Raw genomic sequence first — 12,929 nt, 5'->3', positions numbered from 1 at the left:
CGTCCTGGTGACGCGGCCGACCGGCCGCGGGACGAGGAGGCGGAAGATGCGGTTCCTGGACACGATCCTGAGGGTGGATCCTGAGGCGCGTCGGTTCCGGTCGGACGCCCGGCGCACACGGTGGGTCGTCGGAGACGGCCTGCGGACCGTGGACGTCGCGTTCTACGGGCCGATGGTGTACTTCCACGGCCACGACGAGGAGGTCTGATGCGGTATCTCATGCTGGTGCTGTCCACGCCGGAGGACGCCGAGCTGCGTCCCGAGGACGCCGCGGGCGCCCCGCCCATCGAAGGGTGGGTGGAGAAGTACTACGGGAGCGGCACGGCGGTGCTCGGCGACCGGCTGCGCCCGCCCGCGGACGCGGTCGGGGTGCGGGTGCGCGCCGGGCGCACGCTGGTCACCGACGGCCCGTTCTCGGAGACCAAGGAGGCGATCGGGGGCTTCGACGTCATCGACGCGCCCGACCTGGACACGGCGATCGGCATCGCGTCCGAGCACCCCATGGCCCACGGCGGCGCCATCGAGCTGCGGCCGTTCTGGCCGCTGGACCTCGAGGGCGACGGCGCGACGGACGGGGGCGCGTGATGCGTTACCTGATGCTGGTCGTCGAGCCCGACGTGCCCGACCGGGGTCCCACCCCCGACATCGAGGACTGGGTGCGCCGGCACGACGCCGACGGCTCCCGGGTGCTGGGGGAGCGGCTGCGCCCCGCCGCCGACGTGCGGCGCGTGCGGGTGCGCGACGGACGCCCGGCGGTCACGGACGGACCGTTCACGGAGACGAAGGAGGTGATCGGCGGGTTCGACGTGATCGAGGCCCCCGACCTCGACACGGCCCTCGCCATCGCCGCCGAGCATCCCGGGTCCTGGGGCGGTGGCACCGTCGAGGTGCACCCGTTCTGGCCCACGGAGGGCGCGCCCGCGTGACCGCGTCCGCCGCCGTCGAGGACGCGTTCCGCAGCGAGTGGGGGCGCGTCCTCGGCGCGGTGGCGCGGGCCACCGGCGACCTGGACCTCGCCGAGGAGTCCGCGCAGGAGGCGTTCGCGTCGGCGCTGCGCACCTGGTCGCGCGACGGCGTGCCGGACCGGCCGGGGGCGTGGCTCACGACGACGGCGCGGCGGCACGCGCTCGACGTGCTGCGCCGTCGTGGGGTGGAGCGGGACCGGACGGCCGCGGCGGCGCGCCTCGAGGAGCGTCGTGTCGCGACGCCCGGCACGCCCGCCGGGCCGGGGGCCGGGACGGCGGCGGACGCCGTGCACGAGGAGGTCGAGCGCGGCCTGGACGACGGGCCGTGGGCCGTCGACGACCCCGACGGCGACCTGCTGCGGCTGCTGTTCACGTGCTGCCACCCGGCGCTGCCGGCCGAGGGGCGCGTGGCCCTCACGCTGCGCTCGCTCACCGGCATGACGACGGCGCAGGTGGCGCGGGCCTTCCTGGTCCCCGAGGCGACGATGTCGCAGCGGCTGGTGCGCACCAAGCGGCGGATCCGCGCGACGGGGATCGCGTTCCGCGTGCCGCCGTCCGGCCAGCTCGCCGAGCGGACGTCCGCCGTCCTGGCCGTGCTCTACGTCCTGTTCACCGAGGGGTACGACGCCTGGGCGGAGCCCGCCGAGGACGTCGAGGGCTGCGCCGAGCGGCGGGCGCTCGCGGGCGACGCGGTGCGCCTGGCGCGGCTCGCCGCCCGCCTCCTGCCGGACGAGCCCGAGGCCCGCGGCCTGCTCGCCCTCCTGCTGCTGCAGCACGCGCGCCGCGACGCGCGCACCGGGCGCGACGGCGTCGCGCGCACCCTCGCGGAGCAGGACCGCTCCCGCTGGCGCCGCGACGAGATCGACGAGGGGCTGGCCGTGCTCGACGACGCGCTGGCGGCGGGCCGTCCCGGTCCGTACCAGGTGCAGGCGGCCGTCGCGGCGCTGCACTGCCGGGCGGAGACGGCGGGGGAGACCGACTGGGGCGAGGTGCTCGCCCTCTACGACGTGCTGCTGGGCATGGTCCCGACGCCCGTCGTCGCGCTGAACCGGGTGGTCGCGGTGGCGGAGGTCAGCGGCCCGACCGCCGCGCTCGCCGCGCTGGCCGAGCTCGACGACGCCCCCGAGCTCGAGGGGTACCACCTGCGCCCGGCGCTGCGGGCCGACCTGCTCGTCCGTGCGGGCCGCCCGGCCGAGGCGGTGCGCGAGCTGCGCCGCGCCCTCGACCAGGTCGACCGGGAGGGCGACCGCCGCCTGCTGCGCGGGCGTCTCGCCGCCCTCGGGGGCAGCCCCGCCCCCTGACCCCGGCGAGGGGGTGCAGGGAGCGGGTCGTGACCTCAGAGGGCGGCGGCGGTCTCCGGCTCGGTGACCAGCGGGTAGACGCCGTCCTCGTCGTGCACCTCGCGGCCGGTGACCGGCGGGTTGAACACGCACACGCACGTGATGTCGGTGCGGGGGCGCACCTTGTGCTTGTCGTGGTCGTTCAGCAGGTACAGCGAACCCGGCTTCAGCTGGTGCACCTCGCCGGTGCCGAGGTCCTCGATCTCGCCCTCGCCCGAGGTGATGAACACGGCCTCGATGTGGTTGGCGTACCAGAAGAAGCTCTCGGTGCCGGCGTACAGGGTGGTCTCGTGCACCGAGAAGCCGACGCCCTCCTTCGCCAGGACGATCCGCTTGGAGCGCCAGTTCTCGCTCTTGACGTCGGCGTCGGTGTCGGTGATCTCGTCGAGCGTGCGCACGAGCATGGGTGGTACCTCCAGGTGGTTCGGGTGGGGTGGGGCAGGCGGGGCGTCAGCCCAGGACGGTGGCGACGGACTCGCTGATGATCTTGAGCCCGCGCTGCAGCTCGTCGTAGGTGATCGTCAGCGGCGGCAGCAGCTTCACGACCTCGCCGTCGGGGCCGGAGGTCTCCATGAGCAGGCCGAGGGCGAACGCCTCGTCGCAGATGCGGGCGGCGGTCTCGCCGTCGGGCGTCTGCAGGCCGCGCGCCAGGCCGCGGCCCTTCGCGACGAGGACGTCGTCGCCGTACCGGGCGACGAGGGAGTTGAAGTGCGCCTCGACGAGCGCGCCCTTGTCGATCGTGGAGCGCTCCAGCTCGTCGTCCGACCAGTAGAGGCGGATCGCCTCGGTGGCGGTCGCGAACGCGGGCGCGAAGCCGCGGAACGTGCCGTTGTGCTCGCCCGGCTCCCAGATGTCCAGGTCCGGGCGCACGAGCGTGAGGGCCATGGGCAGGCCGTAGCCCGAGATCGACTTCGACAGGCAGATGATGTCGGGCACGATGCCGGCCTCCTCGAAGGAGAAGAACTTGCCGGTGCGGCCGCAGCCCATCTGGATGTCGTCGAGGATCAGCAGGATGCCGTGGCGCTTGCAGAGGTCGGCCAGGCCGCGCAGCCACTCGGCGCGCGCGGCGTTGATGCCGCCCTCGCCCTGCACCGTCTCGACGATGACGGCGGCGGGCGCGTTGAGGCCCGAGCCGCTGTCCTCGAGCAGCCGCTCCAGGTACACGAAGTCCGGCACGTCGCCGTCGAAGTAGTCGTCGTACGGCATCGGCGTGGCGTGCACCAGGGGCACGCCCGCGCCGCCGCGCTTCATGGAGTTGCCCGTCACGGACAGGGCGCCCAGCGTCATGCCGTGGAACGCGTTCGTGAAGTTGATGACCGACTCGCGACCCGTCACCTTCCGCGCCAGCTTCAGCGCCGCCTCGACCGCGTTGGCACCGCCGGGCCCGGGGAAGACGACCTTGTGGTCCAGCCCGCGCGGCCGCAGGATCGACTCGCTGAACGTCTCGAGGAACTCCCGGCGCGCCGAGGTGAACATGTCGAGCGTGTGCACCATGCGGTCGTCGGTGAGGTAGTCGACCAGCACCTGCTTCAGCCGCGGGTTGTTGTGCCCGTAGTTGAGGGTGCCCGCTCCGGCGAAGAAGTCGAGGTACTCGGTGCCGTCCTCGGCGTGCACCGTCGCTCCCACGGCCCGGTCGAACACGACGGGCCAGGAGCGCGAGTAGCTGCGGACCTCCGACTCGAGGGCCGTGAAGCCCGTCGGGTCGTCGGCGGACGCCTCGGTGGTGGGGACGGTCGGGGTTGTCACGAAGGACACTCCTTGAGGTGGTGCGCGCCGGTGCGAATCGGGTCGTGGTGGGGCTGCGTCGTCACCTGCGCGCCGAACCGGCGCAGCCCGGGGTCTGGCCGCCGGCCATGAGGGCCGGCGACCGGGTCAGTGGGAGGGGCCGAAGCCCTCGATCACGAGCAGCGGCTCGCCCTCGTGCCCGTCGGGGAAGTCGGCCGCCTCGTAGCCGGTGGTCTCACGCAGCGTGGCGCCGCGCTCGGCGGCCCAGCGCGCGAAGACGCGGCGCGACGACGCGTTGTCGGCCGTCACGGTGGTGTGGATCCGCGCGATCCCGGGCCCGCCGTCGCCGGCCGCCTCGTCGACGGCGGCGTCGAGCAGGCGCCCCGCCACGCGCCGGCCGCGCGCCCGCGGGTCCACGGCGACCTGCCACACGAAGAGGGTGGCGGGGTCGGCGGGCAGCCGGTACGCGGCGAGGAAGCCGGCCGGCTCGTCGCCGTCGAGGAACGCCAGGCGGCAGGTCGCGGCGAAGTGGTCCGCGAGCAGCAGGTAGGCGTAGGAGGAGTTGAGGTCGAGCGAGCCCGAGTCGCGGGCCAGCCGCCACATCGCGGCGCCGTCCGCCGTCGTCGGCGGTCGCACCGTCAGCCCCGCGAGCGGGGCCGTGGGCCGGGGCGACGCCGCGCGGTCAGGTGCGGCGTCGGTCGAGCTGTCGTCGGTCGGGTGGTTGGTCGTTGCGGTGTCCGTCGTGTCCATACCGCTGTCGACCATAGACGCATCGCGGGGGAAAGTTCACCTCGACCATGACTCTTCCTCGACCGACGGACCGGTCGGCGAGGGGCGTTGATCGTTGGGAGGCCAGCGAAAGGTCCCGATCACCATCGACGGATCATCGACGGTTCTTCGAGGGGTCACTTGTCTCGGATCGTGAGACGTCGACGGTGTCCGGAGACGACCGTGGGCGTGCCCGTCAGCACGGGCACGCCCACGGCATGCGTCTGGTCCGGGCGAGCCCGGGGCGAGGTCAGCCCGCGAAGGGCGTGGCCTTGAGGATCTCGACGGGGATCTCCCGGCCGTTCGGCGCGGTGTAGGCCACCTTCTCGCCGATCTTGTGGCCGTCGATCGCGGCGCCGAGCGGCGACGTCGGCGAGTACACGTCGAGGTCGGTCGTGCCGGCGATCTCGCGGGAGCCCAGCAGGAACGTCATCTCGTCCCCGGCCACCAGCGCCGTGACGACCATGCCGGCCTCGACGACACCGTCGTCCGCCGGGGTGCCGATCTGGACGTGGCGCAGCTTCTCGGTGAGCTCGCGGATGCGGGCCTCGTTCTTCGCCTGCTCCTCACGGGCGGCGTGGTAGCCGCCGTTCTCCTTGAGGTCGCCCTCGTCGCGGGCGGCGGCGATGCGCTCGGCGATCTCGGTGCGGGCGGGGCCGGAGAGGTTCTCCAGCTCGGCCTGCAGCCGGTCGTGAGCCTCCTGGGTGAGCCAGGTGACGGTGCTCTCGGTCACGAGGGCTCTCCTTTCGTGGTGCTCGTCGGCCTGTTTCGGCCGTGCGCGGGCGACCGACGAGCGTCGGCACGCGCGTCGGCTGGGCAGGACTGTGCGTGTGAATCCCTCAGGATAGCCCGGGGAGGCGCCAGAACCCAGGCCTCCGCCGTGGGCGAACAGGGCGACGGCGGCTGCCGTGCGCCAGGACGGGCCCGTCAGGAGCGGTCGGACACGTCGCACGACTCGACCACGGCGCTCGTGGCCTCCTCGGACGTGCGGAGGGTCACGGTGTAGGTGGACGTGAGCTGCTCGCTGGGCCCGACGGGCACCTCCAGCGTGCCCACCTGGGCGTAGCTCGGCGCCAGCGCCTCGACCTCGCAGGTCGCCGTCGTGCCCGCCGGCATGTGCACCTGGAAGGTGACGTCCACCTGCTCGGCGTCGCGCACGTCGAAGCTCACGACGTTGACGTCCACCGGGTCCCGGCGGTTCTGCTCGACCGTGAACCAGGCCGCCACCCCGACCGCGGCGGCGAGCGCGGCGGCGATCGCCACCTTCGCGCCGGTCCCCAGGCCGCGGCGCTCGGGGCGCGTGCCGTACCGGTCGGCGGGGGGCGTGGGGCTGACGGGCTCGCTCATGGTGCACCATTGTCCCTGAAGCCCGCTGCCGACCCGTCACCCCGGGAGGGACCTTGTCCTCCGCCACCCCCGCGCCGCCCACCGGGCGGCCCGAGCCCCTGCGTCTGATGGCGGTGCACGCGCACCCGGACGACGAGTCGAGCAAGGGCGCCGCCACCACCGCGCGGTACGCCGCCGAAGGGGTGGAGGTGCTGGTCGTCACCTGCACCGGGGGCGAGCGGGGCGACGTGCTCAACCCCAGCTTCGAGGTGCCCGCGGGCCACGAGTTCGAGTCGGTCGAGGGTCGCCGCGCCGTCCGCCGCCTCGAGATGGCGGCCGCGGCCGAGGCGCTCGGCGTGCGGCAGACGTGGCTCGGCTTCGTCGACTCCGGCCTGCCGGAGGGCGACCCGCTGCCCCCGCTGCCCGAGGGCTCCTTCGGCCTCGTGCCCCTCGAGGACGCGGCGGCGCCGCTGGTCGAGCTGGTGCGCGAGTTCCGGCCGCACGTCGTGACGACCTACGACCCGTCGGGCGGCTACCCGCACCCCGACCACATCAAGTGCCACGAGGTCGCGTTCGAGGCGTACCACGCGGCGGGCGACGGCTCGCGGTATGTCGTGGAGGGCGGCGCGGAGCCGTGGGCGCCGAGCAAGCTCTACTACAACCACGGGTTCTCGATGGCGCGCATGCGCGCCGTCCACGAGGCCATGCAGGGCGCGGGCCTGGAGTCGCCGTTCGGCGACTGGATCGAGTCGCGCGCGGCGCGGGAGATCCCGGAGCGCACGGCGACGACGAGCATCCCGGTGGCCGACTACTTCGCCCAGCGGGACGCCGCGCTGGTGGCCCACGCCTCCCAGATCGACCCCGCCGGGTTCTTCTTCGCGGTGCCGCGCGACCTCGAGGCCGACGTCTGGCCCACCGAGGAGTACGAGCTCGCCGACTCGCGCGTCCCGACGACGCTGCCCGAGGACGACCTGTTCGCCGGCGTGCGGGGGGAGGCCCGGTGAACACCCTCCTCATGCTGGTGGCCACCGCGCCGAGCCCGTCGCCCAGCCCCACGCAGGGCCCGAACGAGCTGCAGGTGACGCCCGGCCTCGCCGGCTTCGTGGCGACCTTCGCGGTCGCCGTCGCCTGCGTGCTGCTGTTCCTCTCGCTGACCCGGCACCTGCGTCGCGCCCAGCGCAACGCCGAGGAGCGGGGCCTGCCGATCGAGGAGCCCAAGCGGGTCGGCTTCGACCGGGCGGACCGGCCCGGTCCGTCCGCCGGCGCGACCGACGCCCCCGACGACGGCTCGCCCGGCGCGGGCCCCGAGGGCGAGGCGGACGGCCAGGCGGGCCGATGAGCAGGCCGGTGCGCGTCACGGTCGCCCAGCTCGCGATCACCGCGGACCACGAGGCGAACCGGGAGGCGGTCGCCGAGGCGTTCCTCGCGGCCGGCCGGGTGGGCGCGGACCTGCTGGTGCTGCCCGAGTACTCCTCGGGGTACGACCCGCACGGCGTCGGGCCCGAGCACGCCGAGCCCCTCGACGGCCCGTTCGTGACGGCGCTGCGGCAGCACGCCGCGCGCTACCGCATCGCGGTCGTGGCGGGCACGACGCTGCCCGCGTACGGCGCGGTCGGCGCCGCGACCGGGCAGGTGCCGGCCGTGAGCGGGGCGTTCCCCGCCGTCACCGGCGGCTTCCCGGCCGTGACCGGGTCGTTCCCCGCCGCGACGGGATCCTTCCCGGCGGTCACCGGGTCGCTGCCGGCGATCACCGGGACCACGCCCGTGGCGGGCTCTCCCGGCGCGGGCGCACCGCCGCGGGCGTCCAACACCGTCGTCGCCGTCGACGCGACCGGCGCCCTGGTCGGCGCGTACCGCAAGGTGCACCTGTACGACGCGTTCGGCTCGCGCGAGTCCGACCGGCTCGAGCCGGGTCCGGCCGACGTGCCGCCGCTGGTGATCCGGCTGGGCGACCTGACGTTCGGCGTCGTGACCTGCTACGACCTGCGGTTCCCGGAGTCGGCCCGCCGGCTCGTGGACGCGGGCGCGGACGTCATCGTCGTGCCGGCGGCGTGGGTCGACGGCCCCCTCAAGGCGGACCACTGGCGCACGCTGCTGCGCGCGCGGGCGATCGAGAACACGGCCGTGGTGATCGGCGTCGGGATGGCGGGGGCGGGCCTGGTGGGCCGGTCCCTGCTGGCCGGGCCGGACGGCGTCGTCGGGCTGGAGCTCGACGAGACGCCGCAGGTGCGCACCGTCGACCTCGACCCGGAGCCGCTGGCGCAGGTGCGCCGGCAGAACCCGTCCCTGGCGAACCGCCGCTACCTGGTGGTGCCGAAGGGCTGACGCCCGTCGTGGGTCAGAGCGCCGCCAGGTAGATGGCGACGGTGTGGCACGTGAACCCGACCACGGTGAGCGCGTGGAAGATCTCGTGGAACCCGAACCAGCGCGGGGACGGGTCGGGGAACTTGGTGCCGTAGACGACGGCTCCGAGGATGTAGGCGATGCCGCCGGAGGCGACCAGCCACGCGACGCCCGCCCCTCCCGCGGCTGCGAACTGCGGGATGTACCCGACGGCCACGCAGCCGAGCGCCACGTACACGGGGACGTACAGCCAGCGGGGCGCGCCCATCCACAGCACGCGCGCGACGAGGCCGAGGATCGCGCCGCTCCACACGACGGCGAGCAGCACCGTGGCGGTGCTGCGCGGCAGCAGCATCACGGCCAGCGGCGTGTACGTGCCGGCGATGATGAGGAAGATGTTGGCGTGGTCCAGCCGCCGCAGCACGGCCGCGGTGCGGGGCGACCACGTGCCGCGGTGGTAGACGGCGCTGGTGCCGAACAGCATCACCGCGGTGACGCCGAAGATCGCGCATGCCACCTTGTCGGCCGTCGTGTCGGCCAGCACGACCAGCACGATCGCGGCCGCCAGGGCCAGCGGGGCCGTCACCGCGTGGATCCAGCCGCGCAGGAAGGGCTTGAGCTTCGCCGCCCCGGTCGCGGCGGCCTCGGTGACCGTCTGGACCGCCTCGCCGACGGCGTCCTTCGCGCCCTCGACGACGCCCTTGGCCTCGGGCACGTCGGGGCGGTCGGCCCGGCGGCCGTCCGGCTGGGCGGCAGCTGCCACGGTGTTCTCCTCGCTCACGACTAACCTACGCATCCGTAGGTTACGCCAGCGTAGGCGACGCGGCGGGGGCCGGTCGACCACACGCTGTGAAGATCGTGCGTGGGGGTTGCGGGTCGTCCCCGCCCGTCCCGCAGGCGCGGGACCTGCAGGTCTGGGGGAGCGGTACCGTTGTCCCGCTCTTCGTCCGTCCCGCCCGCCGGGTGCCTGCGCGTCTCGTGCGCCGGCGCGGCGCGGCCCGATCCTCCGAGGTTCTCGCGTGCGCATGCCCCACCTGCTCTACGGCCTGTACGAGCGGCGCCTGGCCGCCTCGCTGCCGACGGCGCAGACGCCCCGGCACGTGGGCGTCATCCTCGACGGGAACCGCCGGTGGGCACGCTCGTTCGGGGAGACGGCGGCCACGGGGCACCGGCGCGGCGCCGACAAGATCACGGAGTTCCTGGGCTGGGCGGAGGAGCTCGGCGTCGAGGTCGTCACGCTGTGGATGCTGTCCACCGACAACCTGGCCCGCCCCGCGGGCGAGCTCACCGACCTGCTCGACATCATCCGTGACGCCGTCCAGGACCTCGCGGAGTCGCGGCGGTGGCGGCTGCGCGTCATGGGTCGCCTCGACCTGCTCCCCGCGGAGCTCGCGGACGCCGTCCGCGCCGCCGCGGACGGGACCGCGGACGTGCAGGGGCTGCAGGTCAACGTCGCGATCGGCTACGGCGGCCGGCACGAGATCGCCGACGCCGTCCGGTCCTACCTCACGCAGGAGGCGGCGCACGGGGCCACGCTCCAGGAGCTCGCCGAGCGGATCGACGTCGACGACATCGCCGCCCACCTGTACACCAAGGGTCAGCCGGACCCTGAGCTCGTGATCCGCACGTCGGGCGAGCTGCGCGTGGGCGGCTTCCTCATGTGGCAGAGCGCGCACTCCGAGCTCTACTTCTGCGAGGCGTACTGGCCCGACTTCCGCCGCGTCGACTTCCTGCGCGCGCTGCGCGACTTCTCCCGCCGGGAACGGCGCCTCGGGCGCTGACCGGCCCGTCTCGACGGGCCCCGACGGCGGCCCGTGCGGCACACTGCCACCGTGACCCCGCCCGAGCCGACGACGCCGTCCGCACCCCCGACCGACCCCGAGCGCCACCCCGAGCCGCGCGCCTCGGACGTGCGCCTCGCGGCCGAGGCGTGGGAGTCCCTGTTCCGTGCGCAGGTCGCGCTGATGCGCCGGTTCCAGGCCGACGACATCTGGCGCGACCTCACGATGCGCGAGTACGACGTGCTGTTCACCCTCGCGCGCGCGCCCGGCGGCGAGCTGCGGCTGCGCGACCTCAACGAGGGCATGCTGCTGGCGCAGTCGTCGCTGTCGCGGATGGTCGAGCGGCTCGAGTCGCGCGGCCTCGTCGAGCGGTCCGTGCCCGAGGACGACGCGCGCGGCACCCTCGTGCGCCTCACGGCGGAGGGGGCGCGCCGGCAGCGTGAGACGGGGCTGGCGCACGTGCGCACCATCGCGGAGTACGTGGGGCAGGCGCTCGAGCCGGCCGAGCTCGAGCAGCTCCGCGACGTGACGGACCGCCTCCGGCTCGCGCAGCCGGGCATCCCGCCGCGCACGTCCTGAGGGCCCGGCGCCCGCCCTCCCGCCCCGGTCGCCGGGTGCGCGGAGCCGGGCGACGACGTGGCCGCGGGGTCCGGGGCGGAAGATGACAGGGCGTGCCATCAACGTCACGTCGCTCCGGGGGCCTTCGCGGCGGGTCCGGGTGCGGCCCGGTGCGAGGATGGCAGTCATGCCGATGACGACCCCCCGGTCGGCCGATGCCGGACCGTACGACGCCCTCCTCCTGTACTCCTTCGGTGGCCCGAACCAGCCGGAGGACGTGGTGCCCTTCCTCCGCAACGTGACCGCCGGCAAGGGGATCCCCGACGAGCGGCTCGAGGAGGTCGGCGAGCACTACTACGGCTTCGGCGGCAAGAGCCCCATCAACGAGCAGAACCTCGCGCTGAAGGCGGCGCTCGAGGCCGAGCTCGCGGAGCGCGGGATCGACATGCCGGTCGTGTGGGGCAACCGCAACTGGGCGCCGTACACCACCGACGCGATCGACGAGCTGGAGCGCCGGGGCGCGAAGCGCGCGGTCGCGCTCGTGACGTCCGCGTACTCCTCGTACTCCGGCTGCCGCCAGTACCGCGAGGACCTCGCCGTGACGCTCGACAAGCGCGGGCAGCTCGGCTCCGAGGGCTCCACGGGCGTGCAGTTCGACAAGGTCCGCTCGTACTTCAACCACCCCGGCTTCGTGGCGGCCAACGCCGAGGCCGTGCTCGAGGGCTTCGAGGCGCTCGCGGCCAAGGGCGGCGACCCGGCCGCGGCGAAGCTCGTCTTCGTCACGCACTCCATCCCCGACACGATGGAGGCGGCCTCGCGCGTCTCGCACGCCACCTACTCGGCGCAGCACCTCGACGTCGCCGCCGTGATCGCGGCGGTCGTGTCCGAGGTGCGCGGCCACGCCGTCGAGTGGGAGCTGGCGTACTGCTCGCGCTCCGGCCCGCCGTCGCAGCCGTGGCTCGAGCCCGACGTCAACGACCTGCTCACCGAGCGCGCGGGCCAGGGCCTCAAGGACGTCGTCCTGTCCCCGATCGGCTTCGTCTCCGACCACATGGAGGTGGCGTACGACCTCGACACCGAGGCGATGGCCACGGCCACGGAGCTGGGCATGACCGCGGTGCGCGCCGGCACGGTCGGCACGCGGCCCGCCTTCGTGTCCGGTCTGGTCGACCTGATCCTGGAGCGCGCGGCCCTGGCCCGCGGCGAGGACGTCGAGGAGGAGACGGTGGGCAGCCTGCCCGCGTTCCGCTCGGTGTGCGCCCCCGGCTGCTGCCTGCGCCGGGACGGCGAGCCGAGCGGCGTGCCCGCGCTGTGCGGCGAGAACCTGCAGTCCTGACCTGCTGACCCGAGAGGACGTCATGAGCGAGCACATCCACGGCGACACCGGCGAGACCGTCGACGCCGCCGCGATCAACGAGTCGATCCGGTACGCGATGATCGCGGTCTTCTCCACCGCCGAGCCGCTGCCGGCCGGCGACGCCGAGCGCGCCGCCGTCGCCGCGGAGGCCGAGGCGGCGCTGTGGGACGGGCAGCCCGACGACGCCCGCGACCCGGCCCGCGCCGAGGGCGACGTCGTGGTCCGCGGCGTGTACGACGTCGCCGGCCTGCGCGCCGACGCCGACCTCATGGTGTGGGTGCACGGCCCGTCGGTCGAGTCCGTGCAGGGTGCCTACCAGCGGCTGCGCGCGTCGCGTCTCGGGTCGGCCCTCGCGCCGGAGTGGTCCGTGGTGGCGCTGCACCGCGCCGCCGAGTTCAACAAGGGCCACGTGCCGGCGTTCCTCGCCGGCGAGCGCCCCCGCGACTACATCTCCGTGTACCCGTTCGTGCGCTCCTACGAGTGGTACCTGCTGCCCGACGCCGAGCGCCGCACGATGCTGCGCGACCACGGCATGGCCGCGGCGGGCTACAAGGACGTGCGCGCCAACACGATGAGCACGTTCGCGCTGAGCGACTACGAGTGGCTGCTGGCCTTCGAGGCCGACGAGCTGCACCGGATCGTCGACCTCATGCGCGACCTGCGGAACACCGAGGCGCGCCGCCACGTGCGCGAGGAGGTGCCGTTCTTCACCGGCCCCCGCGTCACCGTGGCCGACTGGGTGGAGAAGCAGCCCCGCGCCTGACGC

Annotated in this window: 17 protein-coding genes; 11 read left to right on the top strand and 6 right to left on the bottom strand. The window is 74.4% G+C overall.

The window, feature by feature from the left end; all coding sequences use genetic code 11:
* The first annotated feature begins 46 nt into the window (after window positions 1-46).
* Genes ACFU5J_RS15255 through ACFU5J_RS15240 form a run of 4 tightly spaced genes read left to right on the top strand, consistent with a single transcriptional unit; the run spans window position 47 to window position 2,266 of the window.
* Window positions 47-208: a hypothetical protein gene (locus ACFU5J_RS15255; RefSeq protein WP_430577080.1), complete on the top strand. Its 162-nt coding sequence runs from the start codon at window positions 47-49 to the stop codon at window positions 206-208.
* Window positions 208-585 (top strand): YciI family protein, encoded by a 378-nt coding sequence (locus ACFU5J_RS15250; protein ID WP_430577081.1) that lies wholly within the window; start codon window positions 208-210, stop codon window positions 583-585. Before ACFU5J_RS15255 ends, ACFU5J_RS15250 begins: the two co-directional genes overlap by 1 nt.
* The gene (locus ACFU5J_RS15245) at window positions 585-926 is read left to right on the top strand and encodes a YciI family protein (RefSeq protein WP_430579293.1); all 342 of its coding nucleotides are present in this window, start codon (window positions 585-587) and stop codon (window positions 924-926) included. The genes ACFU5J_RS15250 and ACFU5J_RS15245 overlap by 1 nt, the downstream gene beginning before the upstream one ends.
* Entirely contained in the window at window positions 923-2,266 is a 1,344-nt protein-coding gene (locus ACFU5J_RS15240; RefSeq protein WP_430579276.1) for an RNA polymerase sigma factor, read from the top strand. Before ACFU5J_RS15245 ends, ACFU5J_RS15240 begins: the two co-directional genes overlap by 4 nt.
* A gap of 35 nt (window positions 2,267-2,301) precedes the next feature.
* Here ACFU5J_RS15240 and ACFU5J_RS15235 read toward each other — a convergent pair whose 3' ends face one another.
* The 5 genes from ACFU5J_RS15235 to ACFU5J_RS15215 all read right to left on the bottom strand — a co-directional run bounded on the left by ACFU5J_RS15235 (window position 2,302) and on the right by ACFU5J_RS15215 (window position 6,145).
* Window positions 2,302-2,709, bottom strand: coding sequence for an ectoine synthase (locus ACFU5J_RS15235; protein WP_430577083.1), 408 nt, complete (start codon window positions 2,707-2,709; stop codon window positions 2,302-2,304).
* 46 nt (window positions 2,710-2,755) lie between these two features.
* Entirely contained in the window at window positions 2,756-4,051 is a 1,296-nt protein-coding gene (gene ectB, locus ACFU5J_RS15230; RefSeq protein WP_430579275.1) for a diaminobutyrate--2-oxoglutarate transaminase, read from the bottom strand.
* Window positions 4,052-4,177: 126 nt separating this feature from the next.
* Entirely contained in the window at window positions 4,178-4,795 is a 618-nt protein-coding gene (gene ectA / locus ACFU5J_RS15225) for a diaminobutyrate acetyltransferase (RefSeq protein WP_430579274.1), read from the bottom strand.
* A gap of 253 nt (window positions 4,796-5,048) precedes the next feature.
* A complete protein-coding gene (greA, locus tag ACFU5J_RS15220; protein ID WP_430579273.1) occupies window positions 5,049-5,531 on the bottom strand; it encodes a transcription elongation factor GreA in 483 nt (160 codons plus the stop codon).
* Between the two features lie 194 nt (window positions 5,532-5,725).
* A complete protein-coding gene (locus ACFU5J_RS15215) occupies window positions 5,726-6,145 on the bottom strand; it encodes a DUF4307 domain-containing protein (protein ID WP_430579272.1) in 420 nt (139 codons plus the stop codon).
* Between the two features lie 107 nt (window positions 6,146-6,252).
* Here ACFU5J_RS15215 and mca point away from each other — a divergent pair, with 107 nt between their 5' ends.
* From mca to ACFU5J_RS15200, 3 genes are read left to right on the top strand one after another with little or no spacing between them, the layout of a single operon-like run.
* Window positions 6,253-7,128, top strand: coding sequence for a mycothiol conjugate amidase Mca (gene mca / locus ACFU5J_RS15210; RefSeq protein ID WP_430579292.1), 876 nt, complete (start codon window positions 6,253-6,255; stop codon window positions 7,126-7,128).
* Complete coding sequence (locus ACFU5J_RS15205) at window positions 7,125-7,463, top strand: hypothetical protein (protein WP_430579271.1); 339 nt, start codon at window positions 7,125-7,127, stop codon at window positions 7,461-7,463. The genes mca and ACFU5J_RS15205 overlap by 4 nt, the downstream gene beginning before the upstream one ends.
* Window positions 7,460-8,449, top strand: coding sequence for a carbon-nitrogen hydrolase family protein (locus tag ACFU5J_RS15200; protein ID WP_430579270.1), 990 nt, complete (start codon window positions 7,460-7,462; stop codon window positions 8,447-8,449). The genes ACFU5J_RS15205 and ACFU5J_RS15200 overlap by 4 nt, the downstream gene beginning before the upstream one ends.
* A 13-nt stretch (window positions 8,450-8,462) precedes the next feature.
* On the opposite strand, the gene ACFU5J_RS15195 is transcribed toward ACFU5J_RS15200, so the two are convergent.
* Window positions 8,463-9,230, bottom strand: a complete 768-nt coding sequence (locus ACFU5J_RS15195) for a hemolysin III family protein (RefSeq protein ID WP_430579269.1) — start codon at window positions 9,228-9,230, stop codon at window positions 8,463-8,465.
* A gap of 256 nt (window positions 9,231-9,486) precedes the next feature.
* Here ACFU5J_RS15195 and ACFU5J_RS15190 point away from each other — a divergent pair, with 256 nt between their 5' ends.
* The 4 genes from ACFU5J_RS15190 (at window position 9,487) to hemQ (ending at window position 12,926) form a co-directional block, all read left to right on the top strand.
* Window positions 9,487-10,248, top strand: coding sequence for an isoprenyl transferase (locus ACFU5J_RS15190; protein WP_430577091.1), 762 nt, complete (start codon window positions 9,487-9,489; stop codon window positions 10,246-10,248).
* A gap of 129 nt (window positions 10,249-10,377) precedes the next feature.
* The gene (locus ACFU5J_RS15185; RefSeq protein ID WP_430579291.1) at window positions 10,378-10,827 is read left to right on the top strand and encodes a MarR family winged helix-turn-helix transcriptional regulator; all 450 of its coding nucleotides are present in this window, start codon (window positions 10,378-10,380) and stop codon (window positions 10,825-10,827) included.
* Between the two features lie 166 nt (window positions 10,828-10,993).
* Window positions 10,994-12,142, top strand: a complete 1,149-nt coding sequence (locus tag ACFU5J_RS15180; protein WP_430577092.1) for a ferrochelatase — start codon at window positions 10,994-10,996, stop codon at window positions 12,140-12,142.
* Between the two features lie 22 nt (window positions 12,143-12,164).
* Entirely contained in the window at window positions 12,165-12,926 is a 762-nt protein-coding gene (gene hemQ / locus ACFU5J_RS15175) for a hydrogen peroxide-dependent heme synthase (RefSeq protein ID WP_430577093.1), read from the top strand.
* Window positions 12,927-12,929 lie beyond the last annotated feature (3 nt).

The organism is Isoptericola sp. NPDC057559 (assembly GCF_042801555.1).
Lineage (GTDB): Bacteria > Actinomycetota > Actinomycetes > Actinomycetales > Cellulomonadaceae > Isoptericola.
The sequence above is the reverse complement of the archived record's forward strand: the minus strand, read 5'-3'. Positions and strand labels throughout refer to the sequence as shown.